Annotated in this window: 15 protein-coding genes; 12 read left to right on the top strand and 3 right to left on the bottom strand. The window is 50.4% G+C overall.

What is annotated here, in order from left to right; all coding sequences use genetic code 11:
* Window positions 1-344: 344 nt before the first annotated feature.
* Window positions 345-902: a phosphodiesterase gene (gene yfcE / locus ACO5JD_RS07495; protein WP_484988854.1), complete on the bottom strand. Its 558-nt coding sequence runs from the start codon at window positions 900-902 to the stop codon at window positions 345-347.
* A 403-nt stretch (window positions 903-1,305) separates the two neighbouring features.
* On the opposite strand from yfcE, the gene ACO5JD_RS07490 reads away from it, so the two are divergent.
* From ACO5JD_RS07490 to ACO5JD_RS07460, 7 genes are all read left to right on the top strand, one after another.
* Entirely contained in the window at window positions 1,306-1,800 is a 495-nt protein-coding gene (locus ACO5JD_RS07490; RefSeq protein ID WP_484988852.1) for a DUF5067 domain-containing protein, read from the top strand.
* A gap of 41 nt (window positions 1,801-1,841) precedes the next feature.
* Window positions 1,842-2,186, top strand: coding sequence for a hypothetical protein (locus tag ACO5JD_RS07485; RefSeq protein WP_484988850.1), 345 nt, complete (start codon window positions 1,842-1,844; stop codon window positions 2,184-2,186).
* 469 nt (window positions 2,187-2,655) lie between these two features.
* Window positions 2,656-4,563 (top strand): molecular chaperone DnaK, encoded by a 1,908-nt coding sequence (gene dnaK / locus ACO5JD_RS07480; RefSeq protein ID WP_484988848.1) that lies wholly within the window; start codon window positions 2,656-2,658, stop codon window positions 4,561-4,563.
* A 12-nt stretch (window positions 4,564-4,575) separates the two neighbouring features.
* The gene (locus ACO5JD_RS07475) at window positions 4,576-5,415 is read left to right on the top strand and encodes a nucleotide exchange factor GrpE (RefSeq protein WP_484988846.1); all 840 of its coding nucleotides are present in this window, start codon (window positions 4,576-4,578) and stop codon (window positions 5,413-5,415) included.
* 105 nt (window positions 5,416-5,520) lie between these two features.
* A complete protein-coding gene (locus ACO5JD_RS07470) occupies window positions 5,521-6,474 on the top strand; it encodes a DnaJ C-terminal domain-containing protein (RefSeq protein ID WP_484988844.1) in 954 nt (317 codons plus the stop codon).
* The gene (locus ACO5JD_RS07465; protein WP_484988842.1) at window positions 6,464-6,889 is read left to right on the top strand and encodes a heat shock protein transcriptional repressor HspR; all 426 of its coding nucleotides are present in this window, start codon (window positions 6,464-6,466) and stop codon (window positions 6,887-6,889) included. Before ACO5JD_RS07470 ends, ACO5JD_RS07465 begins: the two co-directional genes overlap by 11 nt.
* Window positions 6,886-7,500 carry an HAD family hydrolase gene (locus ACO5JD_RS07460; protein WP_484988840.1) on the top strand — a complete coding sequence of 205 codons (615 nt, stop codon included), beginning with the start codon at window positions 6,886-6,888 and terminating at the stop codon, window positions 7,498-7,500. The genes ACO5JD_RS07465 and ACO5JD_RS07460 overlap by 4 nt, the downstream gene beginning before the upstream one ends.
* A 30-nt stretch (window positions 7,501-7,530) precedes the next feature.
* Here the strand turns inward: ACO5JD_RS07460 and ACO5JD_RS07455 are convergent, their stop codons facing one another.
* Window positions 7,531-8,505 carry a type I phosphomannose isomerase catalytic subunit gene (locus tag ACO5JD_RS07455; protein WP_484988838.1) on the bottom strand — a complete coding sequence of 325 codons (975 nt, stop codon included), beginning with the start codon at window positions 8,503-8,505 and terminating at the stop codon, window positions 7,531-7,533.
* Between the two features lie 319 nt (window positions 8,506-8,824).
* Here ACO5JD_RS07455 and clpB point away from each other — a divergent pair, with 319 nt between their 5' ends.
* From clpB to ACO5JD_RS07440, 3 genes are all read left to right on the top strand, one after another.
* Complete coding sequence (gene clpB, locus ACO5JD_RS07450) at window positions 8,825-11,431, top strand: ATP-dependent chaperone ClpB (protein ID WP_484988836.1); 2,607 nt, start codon at window positions 8,825-8,827, stop codon at window positions 11,429-11,431.
* 108 nt (window positions 11,432-11,539) lie between these two features.
* Window positions 11,540-12,961, top strand: a complete 1,422-nt coding sequence (locus ACO5JD_RS07445; protein WP_484988834.1) for a PASTA domain-containing protein — start codon at window positions 11,540-11,542, stop codon at window positions 12,959-12,961.
* A 12-nt stretch (window positions 12,962-12,973) separates the two neighbouring features.
* Window positions 12,974-13,216 carry a hypothetical protein gene (locus tag ACO5JD_RS07440; RefSeq protein WP_484988832.1) on the top strand — a complete coding sequence of 81 codons (243 nt, stop codon included), beginning with the start codon at window positions 12,974-12,976 and terminating at the stop codon, window positions 13,214-13,216.
* 70 nt (window positions 13,217-13,286) lie between these two features.
* Here the strand turns inward: ACO5JD_RS07440 and ACO5JD_RS07435 are convergent, their stop codons facing one another.
* Complete coding sequence (locus tag ACO5JD_RS07435) at window positions 13,287-13,739, bottom strand: hypothetical protein (RefSeq protein WP_021625156.1); 453 nt, start codon at window positions 13,737-13,739, stop codon at window positions 13,287-13,289.
* A gap of 261 nt (window positions 13,740-14,000) precedes the next feature.
* Between ACO5JD_RS07435 and ACO5JD_RS07430 the strand changes: the two genes are divergently transcribed.
* The gene (locus ACO5JD_RS07430; protein WP_035437894.1) at window positions 14,001-14,426 is read left to right on the top strand and encodes an Hsp20 family protein; all 426 of its coding nucleotides are present in this window, start codon (window positions 14,001-14,003) and stop codon (window positions 14,424-14,426) included.
* A 196-nt stretch (window positions 14,427-14,622) separates the two neighbouring features.
* Entirely contained in the window at window positions 14,623-16,137 is a 1,515-nt protein-coding gene (gene tilS, locus ACO5JD_RS07425; RefSeq protein WP_484988830.1) for a tRNA lysidine(34) synthetase TilS, read from the top strand.
* Window positions 16,138-16,211: the final 74 nt, after the last annotated feature.

The raw sequence follows: 16,211 nt of genomic DNA, 5'->3' as shown, positions 1-16,211 counted from the left end.
AAATAAACTATAGAATAGTGTGGATGTTTTTGGAGCTAAAAAATAAAAACAGCCTTTATCGGGATCTAAGAAACTACAGCTCAGCAATGTGATATTTTGTCTTGTTTGCGTTCTGCTGAGTATGAGCATATGTAAAACCGCAGTTAAAAAGGGTATTTTTGAGTCAAATTTCCCCACCGTGGAAATAGGGCACTTTTCGAGCTTTTTGTGTTGGGGTACTAAATATCACGCAAGCTTTTTTAGGTGCCTAAAACGGCCTCTGAGCGCCTCTATTTTTTTACAGTCTTGCGATTGGTTTGCCGCAGGGTTTAGAAGGTTGGGCCTGTCGCAAGTTTGGAATTTGACTAGTTGTCCAGAATACGGTGCTCAAAGCGTCCATTCGCGTAGAGGCCATAGCTGTGGCTTCCGTCTTTGGGGATGCCAACGCTACCTGGATTAAACAGCCATATATCGGGATGTTTTGCACTGGCTTCGTTCGCTTTGATGTGGGTGTGGCCATAGACAAGACTGGTATGTGCAGGCAGAGGCGGGAGGCGGTCGATAGAGTTATCTCGTCCAGCGCCCCAAATGTGTCCGTGGGTGAGGAATAACTCATGTAGGTTGCCTTCGGATGCACTGTCCAAAATTACAGTACTTTCCGCGAGACAAGGAAAATCAAGCACCATCTGGTCGACCTCGGCCTCGCAATTGCCGCGGACTGCCACAATCTGTGTCGCAATGGAGTTAAGCATTGCAATAACCTCGCGCGGAGCATAATCGGCAGGCACATCGTTGCGCGGTCCATGATAGAGAAGGTCGCCCAACAGCAATACGCGGTCAGGTTGTTCTTGTTCAATGGCAGACATTAACTTCTTGCACCAAGCTGCTGCACCGTGAATATCAGACGCAATGAGAAGTTTCATCGTGGGTGTCCCATCTCTTTTAAGTAATCCTACTCAGTATGCACCAATCAGCTATACCTCTAAGCCAGCGCAGCAATTTAGATATGTATGTTGCCAGTGGTATAGCTTGGCGATGGCAGATATAGCGTGTGATTGCGGCTTTCTTCACGAAAAAGAAGTGGGTGCACAGAACCTTGTGGTTGGCTAAGGTGGTGCTCCACGGCGCATCATTCAGTCTCCATTGAGTACTAGATAGGCAAAGGGTCTGTAAGGATAGACAAAGAGCCCGTAAGCAATTTGCCCATACATAAAATTGCGTCCAAAAGTCCGCTCACAGATTTTAAACGGCTAACTCTTGAAAAGTAACCCCCCCCTTACCATTGCCTTGCCACAAGACAGGATCTTGACTGAAAGGTGAGACAGTATGGAAATCAAAAAGAGCCTCTGCGTATTTGCAATTTCTGCGCTTATTGCGCTCCCAATCGCAGGTTGTGGTGGTTCTCCCAGCACCAACGATGCTGGTTCTGCTGAGACGAAGAAGCCTGCTCAGGCGGAGAAAGCCGAGGCTGCAACTTCTGACTATGCGGTAACAATCGACGGATGCAAAAAGGGCCAAGATTATGAGGGTAAACCTTGCGTAATTATCGACTTTACCTTTACAAATAATTCTGATGACCCTCAGTCAATGGCCAGCGCAACCAGCATTGAGGTGTATCAAAATAACGTCCAATGCGATATGGCGGTTACAGATACCGATATCAATGCAGACAACTATATGAACAACGTCAAAAAAGGCGCTACCATTTCCTGCTCTCTTGCATATAGCGTTGCTGACGACTCCGACATAGAAGTGTCTGTCAAGGAACTTGTTAGCCTGAGCGACAAGCCTCTTGCTGAAAAGACCTTTAGCCTTTCATAGTTGATTTGGCAATTAATAAGGTTTAACGAGAGGCATTTGGAATGAAAAAGAAGCTGAACATTTTACTGCTTATTGCGTTTATCTTGGGACTGCTTTATCTCATCTATAGCGGATGGTATTGGGGCACAAGTATGTCTGCCGGTTCATCCACAGATCAGGCTGGTGCTGCTCTCGCAAGCGTATTGGTGACCCCACATCTCATTTGTGCAGGTATAGCGGTTATTTTTAATGCCCTTGGGCTCTTCATGCGTAAAGCGGGCTTTGCTCTTACGGGGGCGATTCTCTACACCGTGGCAATCGTCTTGTTCCCGCCGTATTTCATGTTTATCGTGCTTGAAGCCGTCCTTTCATATATTGGCTTTGCACAGATAAAAAAGGCGCAATAAAAGAAGGTGTATGACAAGAAAAGAGACGAGCAATATAAAAGTCTCTCATGTAAATTGCCATCTTGGCCGTATTCAGTTTTCATAACTGAGTACGGCCTTTTGCTGCGGATTATCAATCCAGTCCTGCGCGCTCTTTGTGCGAGGCGCAGTTTCATTGCGGGCGAAAGTCCCTTTCAAAGGCTTTAGCATTCATGGACGCGTTCTTTGTGCGGAATGCAGTTCAATTACGTGCGGTCGTGATGGTGATCGTTTTTGAGTAATTAACGCTATATTTTCTTGAGCAAATGTGGCTTAAGAATTCTTAAATTGATGAATACAAAAAATCTAATGTGTAGAGACTTAGATTATGTATAAAATTATACGCCGAGGGAACAATCGCCTTGTATAGGTAAGGCGTCGGCGACTCGGCGACACCAAAATGCACTAAAACTCTCGGTCTTTAGGCAGAGGGAGAAGGAAAGGAAGCATTATGAGCAAAATTCTTGGCATCGACCTTGGTACCACCAACTCAGCAATGGCAGTGTTTGAGGGTGGCGAGCCCTCTATTATCGTGAACGCCGAGGGCGATCGCACTACTCCGTCCGTCGTAGGCTTCCGTGCCGACGGCGACCGCATTGTTGGTAAGGCTGCAAAAAACCAAGCAGTCACCAACCCCACCAACACTGTCTTTTCCATTAAACGTTTCATGGGTCGTCGCTATGACGAGGTTGGCTCCGAGCTCAAGACTGTTCCTTACAAGGTTAAGGCTGGTACTGGTCAGCGCGCCGTTGTTGAGATTAATGGTGAGGATTTCACTCCTGAGCAGGTTTCCGCTATGGTTCTCGGCAAGATGAAGGCTGACGCTGAGAAATCCCTCGGCGAGACCATCACCGACGCTGTCATTACCGTCCCTGCTTACTTTAATGACGCTCAGCGTCAGGCAACCAAGGACGCAGGTAAGATTGCTGGCCTTAACGTGCAGCGCATCGTCAACGAGCCTACAGCCGCAGCTCTCGCATACGGTTTTGACAAGAAGAACATCGATCAGAAGATTTTGGTCTTTGACTTGGGTGGCGGTACTTTCGACGTCTCCCTGCTTGACCTTGCCGACGGTGTTGTCGAGGTTCTTGCAACTAACGGCGACAACCACCTAGGTGGCGACGACTGGGACCAGCGCGTGATTGACTGGATGGCTGACAAGTTCCAGCAGGATAACGGTATCGACCTCCGCAGCGACCCTATGGCTCTTCAGCGCCTCAAGGATGCGGCTGAGAACGCAAAGAAGGAGCTTTCTTCTGCTCAGCAGGCCGAGATTAATCTCCCCTTTATTACTGCTGATGCCACTGGTCCTAAGCACCTCAACTACACCCTGACCCGCGCAGAGTTTGAAAAGATTACCCGCGACCTGCTTGATCGCTGCAAAGCTCCCGTTACCAAGGCTCTTCAGGATGCAGGATTGCAGATCTCCCAGGTCAATGAGGTTATTCTCGTTGGCGGCTCTACTCGTATGCCCGCTGTTCAGGAGCTCGTCCGTCAGATGACGGGCAAGCAGCCCAACATGTCGGTTAACCCTGACGAGGTTGTAGCCGACGGTGCGGCAGTTCAGGGCGGCGTGCTTTCTGGTGCTTCTGGTGCTTCCGATATCTTACTGCTTGACGTTACCCCGCTTTCCTTGGGCGTTGAGACCATGGGCGGCATCATGACCAAGATGATTGACCGCAACACCACCATTCCTACCAGCAAAACCGAGGTCTACTCCACCGCAGCAGATAACCAGCCTTCCGTTGAGATTAACGTGCTGCAGGGCGAGCGCGAGATGGCTCGCGATAACAAGAGCTTGGGCAAGTTCCAGCTTACGGGCATCCCTATGGCTCGTCGTGGCGTGCCTCAGATTGAGGTCACCTTTGATATCGATGCCAATGGCATTGTCAAGGTCACCGCAAAGGATCGCGGCACGGGCAAGCAGCAGCAAATCACCATTTCTGGTTCTACTGCGTTGTCTGATGAGGAAGTTGACCGTATGGTCAAGGACGCAGAGTCCCACGCCGAGGAGGACAAGGCCAAGAAGGACGAGATTGAGGTACGCAACCAGGCCGATTCCCTTGCCTACTCTACCGAGCAGACCTTAAAGGAGCTCGGCGACAAGGTGCCTGCTGACACCAAGCAGAAAGCCGAAGATGGCATCGCTGCTGTTCGCAAGGCCTTAGATGGTACCGATATTGAGACTATTAAGTCCGCAAGCGAGCAGCTCCAGACTGCAGCCCAGGATTTGGCTCAGGTTGTTTACTCCGCAACTGACGCACAGACTGCACAGGGTGCACCTACTGATGGTGGTAGCGCTGACGACGTAGTTGATGCTGATTACGAGGTTGTCGACGACGACAACAAGCAGAACTAGTAGGTGGCCGACATGTCCGAGAAGGAAGAGAAGAGGGTAGAGGAGGTGGCCGATGAGGCTACTTCCAGCCCCGCCCCCAACGGGCAGGACCCAAAGGAGAACGGCGTGAAAGTTTCAGTCGAGGTCGACGACGACCAGATGGACGCCGAGGCCGAGCTGGACGAAGAAGCTCTAGTTGAAGCAGCCAAGCGTGCAGGAGCTCAGGCGGCAGAGGAAGAAATTGCCGCTAAGGAGGCCGAGCGTGCCAAAGCTGCTGAGGCAGTGCGCAGCGAGTTGCAGGATAAGTTGGATGGTGCCCAAGCCGAAATTGACGCTGCAAAAAAAGAAGCAGCTGATGCTACTGACCGCTTGCTGCGACTTCAGGCAGATTGGGATAATTTCCGTCGTCGCACTGCTCAGGAACGACTCAACGAACGTGACCGCGCAGGTGAAAAGTTGGTAGTTTCCCTGCTTCCTGTGCTAGACGATATGGAGCGTGCTATTGAGCATGCTGGTAAGGCTGCGCAGGAGGACGCTGAGGACAACCAGTTTGATCAGTTTGTTGCTGGTGTGCAGGCTGTCCACGACAAGATGGTATCTATCTTGGGTAAGGCAGGTGTTGAGGTCATTGACCCTCTGGGTGACGCTTTTAATCCGCTAGAACATCAGGCGGTGGGTCGCGTGGAGGATACAGAGGCCTACGATGAGTCAGTTGCAGCGGTGTATCTGCGTGGCTATCGCATGGGTGGCAAGGTTATTCGTGAGGCAATGGTGCAGGTAACCTTTGGTGGCCCTAAGCGTCCTGATCCTGCCAAGGAAGATGATGCGGCGACTGATGTTGATGCAGATGTCACAGAGTCTCGTGAGGCTTAGATTTGATTTTGTCGGACACCTGCTTGCGGGTGTCCGACGTTTGGCATCTTTGAGATGCGCGCTGCAAGAGTAGGGGCGATGTAACGAAAGGAGGCGGCTTCCGCCATGGCAGATAAGAATTATTACGACGTTTTGGGCGTGAGCAAAAATGCCTCCGATGCAGAAATTAAGAAGGCATTCCGTAAGCTCGCAGCCAAATATCATCCTGATCGCGGCGGCGATGAGGCCAAGTACAAAGAAGTAAGCGAAGCATATACCACTCTCTCCAATCCTCAAAAGCGCAAGGAATATGATCAGCTTTTGACCTTTGGTGGTATTCCAGGAGCTGGCTTTGGCGGTGCGGGTGGCGCAGGTGGCTATAGCTATGGCGGCGGCATGAACTGGGAAGATATTCTTGGCAGCATGCGTGGTGGCGACGGCGCTTTTGGCGGCTTTGACTTTAGCTCAATCTTTAACGGACAAGGTGCGGGTCGCGCTCAAAATCGTCCATCCAAAGGTGGAGACCTTACGCTAGACGTAAGTGTGACTGCAGAAGAAGCCTTTGTGGGAACCCAGCGCAAAGTGAGCTACACCATACCTTCAACGGGAGAACGACAGAGCCTTACGGTTAAAGTGCCTGCTGGCGCAGTGGATGGCGGCAAATTGCGCTATCGCGGTCGTGGTGAATTTGGTGCTAATGGCGGCGCTCGCGGCGACCTGGTGGTGACAACGCGTGTGGCCGAGCATCCGCTTTGGAAGCGTGATGGTGCCGATGTGCGCATGGAGCTGTCGATTTCTATCTTTGAAGCAGCGCTTGGTGCACAGGTAGAAGTACCCACTCCAGGTGGCGAGACAGTGCGTCTTAAGGTTCCTGCAGGAACACAGGATGGTAAAACTTTCCGCTTCCGTGGTATGGGTGCACCTGATGTCAAAAGCAAAAATAATAAGGGTGCTCTCTATGTGACCGTGCGTATCAAGGTTCCGACGAGTTTGTCTGCTGATGAGCGCAAAGCGCTTTCGAATTTGCGCGATGCCGACCACCGTGAATATCGAAAGGATGTTGAGCGCTATGTCTCGTAGTGACGGCAAAGATAAGCCCCTCTACATGATTAGCGTTGCCGCCGAATTGACGGGAATGCATCCCCAGACCCTACGTGTGTACGAACAAAAGGGCTTGGTGAATCCCGGTCGCTCGCGCGGCAACACACGTCTGTATTCACAGCATGATGTTGAGCGTCTCAACCTTATTAGCAAGCTGACTGATGAGGGTATCAATTTGGCTGGTGTTGTGCGCATCCTCGACATGCGTGAACGTACCGAAGCGCTCGTGAGTGAAAACGATGAGATGCGTGCACGTATTCGTGAGCTTGAGGACGAGGTGCATGAATTTCGCATGCAAGAGCGTATTGTGGCACTTGCTCGCTATGATGGAGGCAGTCCCGAACAAGTCTTGCGTGGCTTGTTAGATGATGGGGAGCGAAAGGACGAGCGGTGAGCATCACAAACTTTGTCTTTGATATGGGCGGCGTGCTCATGGATTTTAATCCTGATTTGTACTCCCATCTCTATGTAGACAATGATCAAGATGCCCTGCTTATTCGTAATGCCTTATTTTTGCATCCAAGCTGGGCTTTGCTTGATTCAGGCACTATTAGTGATGCCACGATGGAAATGATTGCTCAGCGTCAGTTGCCCGAGCGTTTGTGGGAGCCATTACACCAGACTTGTTTGCACTGGAATGAATATCATGCGCCCCTGCCCCTTATGAATCAGCAGGTAGAGCGCTTGCATAATGCTGGGTATGGCTGCTATCTACTGTCCAATGCGGGCGTTCGTTGGTGGAAGATTCGCGAGCTAATCCCCTGCATGCCCCTGATGGATGGCTTTGTAGTATCGGCATTTGAGCGCATTATGAAGCCCGATCCGCTTATCTTTACTACCTTGTGTGAGCGTTATCAATTAGAGCCTGCAACTTGTCTTTTTGTTGATGACAATGCCGACAACTGCGCGGGTGCGGAAGTTGCCGGCATGACTGGTTATGTGTATAACGGCGATGTGGCTGCCTTTGAAAATTATGTTAGCAGCACGCTTGGCATTGCATATTAGTGCCTAGAGTTATTACGCTGTCAAGCAGAACTATGCCTCTTGCGAGGGAACGCATACATACAGCAGAGTGCAGACGCCATCTGTAGGCATAATTTGCAGATTTGCATTACCTGCGGGTATAAACCAGGTCTCACCAGCTTTTATGTGTTCAATCTGCTCGCCTAGCTTGGCCTGAGCATTGCCACTAAGCATCATCAATGCAACATAGCTTTTGTCAGTTATGGGAAGCTCTGTTGTATCGTTCAAAATCCAACGCTCCGTGCGGAAGCACGTACCTTGGCCTAGTAGCTGGCGAGTGCCTCCAGCAACTTCACTGGGGTGTACAGGCGCACCTAAATAGCCAGGCTGTTCTAGCAAAGCAACTTCTTTTGCCTGCTCGACATGGAGTTCCCGCGTCTTGCCACGGGAATCAACACGACCAAAGTCATAAACGCGATAGGTGGTATCGGAATTTTGCTGTACTTCAGCAAGCAGAATGCCACCACCAATTGCATGTAGCAGACCTGCGCGGATAAAGAAGACATCGCCCGGCTTGACGGGTACCTGATTGAGCTTTTCTTCGATACTGTTATCAGCAATGGCTGCAGCAAACTCGTCTGGGGTCATGTCTTCACGAAGGCCCAGGTAGAGGAAGGAGCCAGGGTCGGCATCAACAATGACCCACATTTCGGTCTTGCCGTAGGGCATACCGTGGCTACGAGCATAGGTATCATCAGGATGCACCTGAATTGACAGCGGACTTGCAGCATCAATAAATTTGATGAGAGTGGGGAAGGCTTCCATAACATTGGCGTTGCTACCAGCAGCTTCGGGATGTGCAGCAAGATACTCGACCAAGGTCTTGCCAGCATCAGTGCCTGTAGCCACGATGCTGGGATAATCATTGCGAGCAGAAAGAGTCCATGCTTCTCCGTAATTGTCCTGTCCAGCTGCAGGACTGCCTAGGCGCGTACCACCCCAGATCTTGCTAACCAGTGCCGGTGTTAGACGAATCATTTCCTGCATTGCTTACTCCTTATCAGCCGTGTCAAAACGTGGCTACAGAGCTCTGCTTGCCAAGGGATTGGCAGCTCATCTGCACTTTCCATCTTCACGGTAGCGCATTTAGTGAAAAGCAGAAATATGCTCAAGACGGAATCCATATAGCTATATTGGAGAGTTTAGAAAATCTTATATAAAGAGACTTAGATTTGATTAGGAAGCTGTGTGAGCGGGAAGACTGTCATCGATAAACAGTGAGATGCCAGGGTGCGTGCCACTATGTGACTTGAGATTGAAAAAAGAGTCGCAGCTGAGGTGGGTGCAAGACAAAGGGGAGGCTCGTATGAGAATTGATAAATGGGCGGTCAGTGCACAAGAAGCACTGCAGGCAGCGATGGGTATCGCGGCAGATGCAGATGCAGGCCAGATGGAGTCGATTCATCTGCTTAAGGCTTTGCTTGACTCTAATGAACGAAATTTAAGAGCAATTGTTGAGCGTATTGGTGTCGATCCGACGCAACTTGAATCTGTGGTCAACGACGCTATTGCACGTCAGCCCAAAGTGACTGGTGCTGGCGGTCAGATGGGCATTGGTAATAACCTGCTCAAAGTAATTGATACTGCTGAGAAGCTCTCCTCTCAAATGGGTGACTCCTATGTAACAACTGAGCATTTGCTCATTGCGCTATGTGATGACCGTGGTGCTGCAGGCTCTGTGCTCAAGACAGCGGGAGTGACGGCAAAGCGTGTGCGCGCTGCGTACGGGGAGCTTCGTGGAGATGAGCATGTGACTTCGCAGGATTCAAAACCCCAATTCAAGGCGCTCGAGCAGTATGGACGCAATGTTACCGATCTTGCTCGTCAGGGCAAACTTGATCCTGTGATTGGTCGTGTTGAGGAGATTCGCCGCACTATTCAAGTGTTGAGTCGTCGCTCCAAGAACAATCCTGTGCTTATTGGTGAGCCTGGTGTTGGTAAGACTGCCATTGTTGAGGGTTTGGCCGAACGTATCGTTGCGGGGGACGTGCCCTCGACTATCAAGGACAAGGATCTTGTTGAGCTTGATATGTCTGCGCTGGTAGCAGGTGCAAAGTACCGTGGCGAGTTCGAAGATCGTCTGAAGTCTGTTCTCAAAGAGGTACAGAAGAGTGATGGTCAGGTCATCCTCTTTGTCGATGAGCTACATACTATTGTGGGTGCTGGTGCGACCGAAGGTTCAATGGATGCAGGTAACATTTTGAAGCCCGCTCTTGCACGTGGTGAACTTCATGCTATCGGGGCAACCACACTTGATGAGTACCGTAAATACATCGAGAAAGATCAAGCTCTGGCACGTCGTTTTCAGCCAGTGTTGGTGTCCGAGCCAACGGTGGAAGATACTATCTCGATTTTGCGTGGCATCAAAGAGCGCTACGAGCAGCATCACCGTGTGCGTATTACCGACGCAGCTTTGGTTGCAGCAGCAGATTTGTCTAACCGCTATATCTCAGAGCGTTTCTTGCCAGACAAGGCAATTGACCTGGTAGATGAGGCTGCAAGTCGTCTGCGTATGGAGCTCGATAGTATGCCGGCAGATATTGATGCGCAGGAACGTCAGCTTACTCAGATGCAAATCGAGGAACAGGCGTTAATGAAGGAAGAGGATGCTGCTTCCAAGGAGCGTCTAGAAACCCTGCGTCGTGAGATTGCTGAGGCACGCGAAAAACTTGATAGTGTCAAAGCAGATTGGCAAAACGAGCGCGTTGCGATTGACCGCGTGCAGGATCTAAAAGCACAAATTGAATCTACGCGTAACGAGATGGAGCGGGTAACCCGTGAGGGCGACTTGGCGCGTGCATCCGAACTGCGTTACTCCACGATTCCGCAGCTCCAGGCCCAATATGAGGAAGCAGAGCAAGCACTTGCCTCCAAGCAGGAATCTGGTGGTCTGCTTAAAGAGGAGGTTACTACTGACGAGATTGCTGAGGTGGTTTCCAACTGGACTGGCGTGCCTGTATCAAAGATGATGCAAGGCGAGATGGATAAGCTAAAGCACCTAGAAGATGAACTGCACAAGAGTGTTGTTGGCCAAGATGAAGCAGTATCTGCAGTCGCTGCGGCAGTACGTCGTAGCCGTGCAGGTCTGGCTGATCCTAATAGGCCTATTGGTAGTTTCTTCTTCCTGGGGCCAACAGGTGTGGGAAAAACCGAGCTAGCAAAGGCGCTCGCAAGGAATCTCTTTGATGATGAACGAGCACTTGTTCGTATCGACATGTCCGAGTATATGGAGAAGTTCTCAGTCCAGCGCTTGATTGGCGCGCCTCCTGGATATGTGGGATACGACGAGGGTGGTCAGCTTACCGAAGCAGTGCGTCGTCGTCCGTATTCGGTCATTTTGCTGGATGAGATGGAAAAAGCCCATCCCGATGTCTTTAATGTGCTGTTGCAGGTGCTTGATGATGGGCGTTTGACTGATGGACAAGGTCGTGTGGTGAGCTTTAAAAACACCATTATCATCATGACGAGTAACGTTGGAAGTCAGTTTATTGCTGCGGCAAATGCAGCTACTGACCCCAAGGAGACACAGCGTCAAGTTAACGAAGCTTTGCGTGCGACCTTCAGACCAGAGTTTCTCAATCGTATTGATGATGTAGTGACTTTCCATGCACTCGGTTTGGATGATATTGAAAAAATTGTTGACATCCAGCTGGCTGATGTGCGCGAGCGTTTGGCAAATGAGCGCATTACGTTGCGACTGACTCCGCGCGCTGTTGGGTCGTTAGCACTTGACGGTTTGGACCCGATTTACGGAGCACGCCCATTGAAGCGTTTGATTCAGCGGCAGGTAGTTGATAACGTTGCAAACCTTATTATTGCAGGCGAGCTCCATGAGGGCGATACCGTGCAAGTAGACGTGGGTGAAGGCGATAAACTGGTCGCGCAGAAGCTGGGAGACGGTGCAGAATCTTAAGTTCTATGTTGTTCTAACTATGCTCTGCTATGCGATAGGGCCGCAGCTCGGTTATAGTTGTCAAAATGGCAGCTATTCGGACTGCGGCTCGATTTGTGAAGGCACAAAATGAATAACAGCAATGATGAGATAACAGTGCGCCCTCATATTCGTGAGGTAAACGATATTACGGTTGAGGCTGAAGCCAAGCGTCAGCGGGCAAAGTCTCACAAGCGTTTGGTGGTGGCTTTTTCGCTGCTTATTGTTCTTTTGGCTGCGACTGCCGCTTTTGTTTCTTATGGGGCAGAGCTTTGGGGTGGTCATACCATTCCCTCGGTACGCAATGAAAAAGTTGACAAAGCAAAAAAACAGCTTTCTGACTTGGGATTTAAGATAAACGAAAAAACAAAAGTTACCGATACGGGCGTTGGCTTGGTTGTGGGGCAGACGCCTCCTGCGGGCGAACGTCGTGCAAAAGGCACTGAGGTGACTATCTGGATTGGTGAAGCTCGCGTGATGCCCGAAGTGGTGGGTACGAGGCTGGAAGATGCGCAGCAAAAGCTCAAAGATGCGGGTGCAAACAACATAAAAGTTTTACGTCAACCCTCTACAAAAGAAGCGGGTAGAGTATTGGCAGTTGAGCCAAAGGCAGGAACAGCGTTTACCTCCGATCAGGAGATTAGGCTGACCGTTTCGACCGTACGTACGATGCCCGATCTTGTAGGTAAAAACGAGTCACAGGCCATGAAGGCCCTTGATGACATAGGTATTGCTTATAAGAAAGACTATGTAAAATCCGACAAAGACGGTCACAGTGTTGTTGCAACCGATCCTGGAGCAGGTAGTGAGATTAAGGAAGACACCAAGGTTATACTGAGTGTGTCTTATCCCTATCCATCAGGTATCAAGCAATTTGCTGAGTATTTCCGCCATCGCCCGAGTGATGTTGCAGAGTTTTTAGGCATGCAAGGTTTTGCTTATAAGGGCGGCTACATAGACGCCCGTGGTGATGCACAGGCACTCTATTCCAACGGGCAGTCAAATCTGAGACTGTGTTCAAATCCTTTTGACCATAACTTTGATGCGTCTGGTTCCAAAGAAGGTGGACATGGTGAGGCCGGTGGCGTCAATAAAAACCATGTCTCGCAAGGAGATGTAGTTTCTGGTGGTGCCGACTTTAGCGGTGTGCGCTACGAGTATGCATCCTCGGAGATCCCAAGTTCGGCAAAGGGCTTGGGCAGTGATGCGATCTATGCAGTCATGTCTGAATGCGGCCTTAGTAATGCAAGTGCAAGCTGCACTGAAGATACGATAACCATGCCATCTAAGGTCAAAGATTTGCCAAAGAAGGACGGCCGTAAATTTAGTTGTATGAGCGGCACAGAGGGCGATTATACCTGGACAGTGTTGATTGCTCAGGTCAAGAAGGGTTCCGATGAAGTGCGTGTAGTTGTTACTTATGCACCGACAAGTCTGTATGGCGACTATGACATGTCGGGTAATGGCAACAAGATTTGTGATTTTGCGGCCTATGTCGATATGTATGCATAGGAGGACTGGCAAATGACAGACGAAAAAGAACTTGAATCGACTAGGATACAGGCTGAAACTGTGGGCGAGGAAACGATGTCAAAACACATTGCCAAGCCTGTTGCAAAACCTGCTTCTCATGCCACTACGCCTTCATCTCAAAAACCAAATTCCCCCTATTTACGTGCAGAAAACGAAGATGATGATGGATATGACCCATTTTCGGATAGGCCAGCTGAACCCGAGCCACTCTTCCAAAGTGATCCTTGGCATTAGTAGATGGGGATAGCCGTACACCGCCGTCTCTTTCAATGGGTTTGGTAACCCATGATAAAGAAGGACTTGCTTAGTGGACGCTGCTCAAGATGAGTTTGATGGCAAAAGCAATGACAGCCAACAAGGCCAGCACAATGAGCGTCATCGCAATGATTGAATTGCGGCGACGGGCTCGCTCACGCGATACAAAAATTGAGCGTCTGCCTTTGGGAATTTGTAAGTACTGACCATAATGTGAGTCACGCTTGAGTTTGCCAATATCAGCGCGCGAGCGTCGATAAGAACGGCCCGCAAAAGGCGTTGCCCCACTGACTGTGATATTTGAGTCGTGTGTATAACCGCTATTCCCACTAAAACCATCGTCTTGGCTTAGATCGTCGATGGCATCCTGAGTGATATGAGGTTTGCGGGGACGAACATAGGCAGGGCGCGTAGGAGCCTGCTTGTTCGTTGCGGCAGGAGTGGGTGGCTGCTTGTCAGCAGGAGTGGATGTATTGGTGGGAATCTGTTCGAGGTCGCTCATATGCGTCCTTCTTGCTGTGAATTCCGATGTTGCTGAATCACCGTCATTCTAACGCAGTACCCAGTCTAAATTCTTGCTCTGCGTAAAGCTCTCACAAGATAGATTCTAATATCTGATATAGAAAGACTTAGATTTATTGCGTATATGTAGATAAGAAAACCTTTGTCTATGTGTATAAAGAATTCCATTCTGGGAATACTTAATAGTGACAACCAAAGACACAGCAAGTGCTGCGTCGCACGTAAAAAAGGAGTGATTGTCATGACGAACATGATCCCTTACAACAATTACAACAGGCTTGCCCGCTCGATGTGGCCGTTTGGCGATTGGGATGAGCTCTTTAAGATGCCCACCATTTCCGATGACGGCGTGTTCAAGATGGACGTTGAAGATGCCGGCGAAGCGTATGTTGTAACTGCTCATGTACCTGGTGTAAAGAAGGACGAGGTGGATGTCGAGCTCAATGAAGGGCGTCTCTCGGTTTCGGTAAACCATGTAGAGTCTGATGAGCAAAAGACCAAGAATTATCTGCACAAGGAAACCAGTGAGTGGCATGCAACCCGTGGAGTGTATCTTAAGGACGCAGCCACCTCAGGCATTAGCGCCAAGCTCGCTGAGGGTGTATTGACGATTAACGTGCCCAAGCAGGTCGAGCAAAACAACGTTACTAAGGTTTCGATTGACTAGATGTTGATTAGGTGCTGAATGTGGTAGGACGGCCCGAGATTTGGTCTCGGGCCGTTTTCTTATGCGTGGAACTTTTTGTGCGCAATTAGTTCAGTAGACTAGGACTTCCACGCAAGGAAAGGTTGAGTTGATGCCAAGCGTTGCTAGTAGATATGCCGATATCACCCCAAGGCGGAGCGCTGCGCAAGGGGTAAATATGCCAATGGATGAGCTTAGTGATTTGAAGGCACCGGTGGTGCTCATGGTCTCGGGCGGTGCCGACTCGACAGCTTTGCTTGTGCTGGCGGCAAACTCCACTCTTGATATAGCTGATGGACGTGGCAAGGCGCATATTGCGCGTGAGCGTCTGCATGTACTGCATGTCAATCACCAATTGCGTGGTATTGACGCACAAGAGGATGAGGAGTTTGTTTGTGAGCTGGCTTTGCGCTACGGGATTCCTTGTACGGTGCGACGTGCTGATGTTGCAGCGCTAGCGGCGGCGGGCGATGGCAATGTAGAAAATGCGGGTCGTGAGTTGCGTTATGCGGCAGCAGCAGAGCTTGCCAATATGCTTTCGGATAAGGTGGGGACTCCTAGGTCGGCTGCTCGAATTTTGACGGCTCATACCGCAGATGATCGCGCTGAAACATTCTTTATGAATGCATTGCGTGGGACGGGGCTTGCAGGTTTGGCATCTATTCCGCGCAGGCGCAATCGCATCGTGCGTCCGTTGTTGGATTTTGAGCATGATGAGCTTTGCAATCTGCTGACTATGCGGGGGATTGTGTGGCGTGAGGATAAGACTAATTCTGACACGCGCTATCTGCGCTCCTATGTACGACACAAGCTATTGCCTGTGGCAAAGGAGCGGAATGCTCGCTTGAGTACTACTTTGTCTGCAACCTGCGATATTTTGTCTGATGAGGATGCATATTTGACTCAACTGGCGGCGCGAGCTTTGCGCGAACTGACGCGTAGACAGGACGGAGGCATGATTGCGCTGGATGCAGGGAGACTCGCGGCATCTGAGGTGGTGATTGCGCGTCGTGTAGTCAAGCAGGTTATTGCGCGATTGGCACCGGGCGCACGTGTTGAAGCACGACATATTAATGCGGTTTTGCAGTTAGTTGCTGCGGGTAGTGGTTCTGTTCAGGTGGTAGAAGGCATTGACGCCCGCGTGGAATATGGTCTGCTATTTGTGAGAGCACGTCGTATAGAGGCGGCTGGTGAGCTTGCTGCATGGCTGGAGGTTCCTTCTCCGCATGTAATCACAACTGCCCCTGATGCGCGTGGTACCTTGAGCTTGTCAGGTGGGCGTACTTTGGTGGCTCGACTTGCCACAGTTCCGCGTGGTGCCGATCCTGTTGCATTAGCGCGCGCGCATGGTAAAGAATGGGCTGGTGCATCGGTGCTGCTGGATGCCGTTGCCTGCGGGGTCGATCCCGAGCGGGGAGGACGTCTTTGGGTAGATGCACCGAGCGCAGGGGATGTACTTTGTCCTTTAGGGATGCATGGGCAGTCAAAAAAGCTTTCTGATTTGCTTAATGAAGCAAAAATTCCAGCTGCAGATCGCGCTGGTGTGCCGATTTTGCGTACGGGTCCGAGAGGACAGATTGTTTGGATTGCGGGTATACGGGCGGATGAACGTGTCCGTTGCACGTCTCATACGCGTGAGCTGCTAGAATTGGACATTATTGCAACAGAAGACTTGCCTGGCGGTCAGGTTTAGTGTGGCAGTACCACATGCCAAAGGAGACCAGCTATGGCTTGTCAAGCATTTTCAAGAGGAGATTTAAGGACAGT

This window comes from Olegusella sp. (genome assembly GCF_057238325.1).
This window is presented reverse-complemented; position numbering and strand designations above follow the sequence as displayed.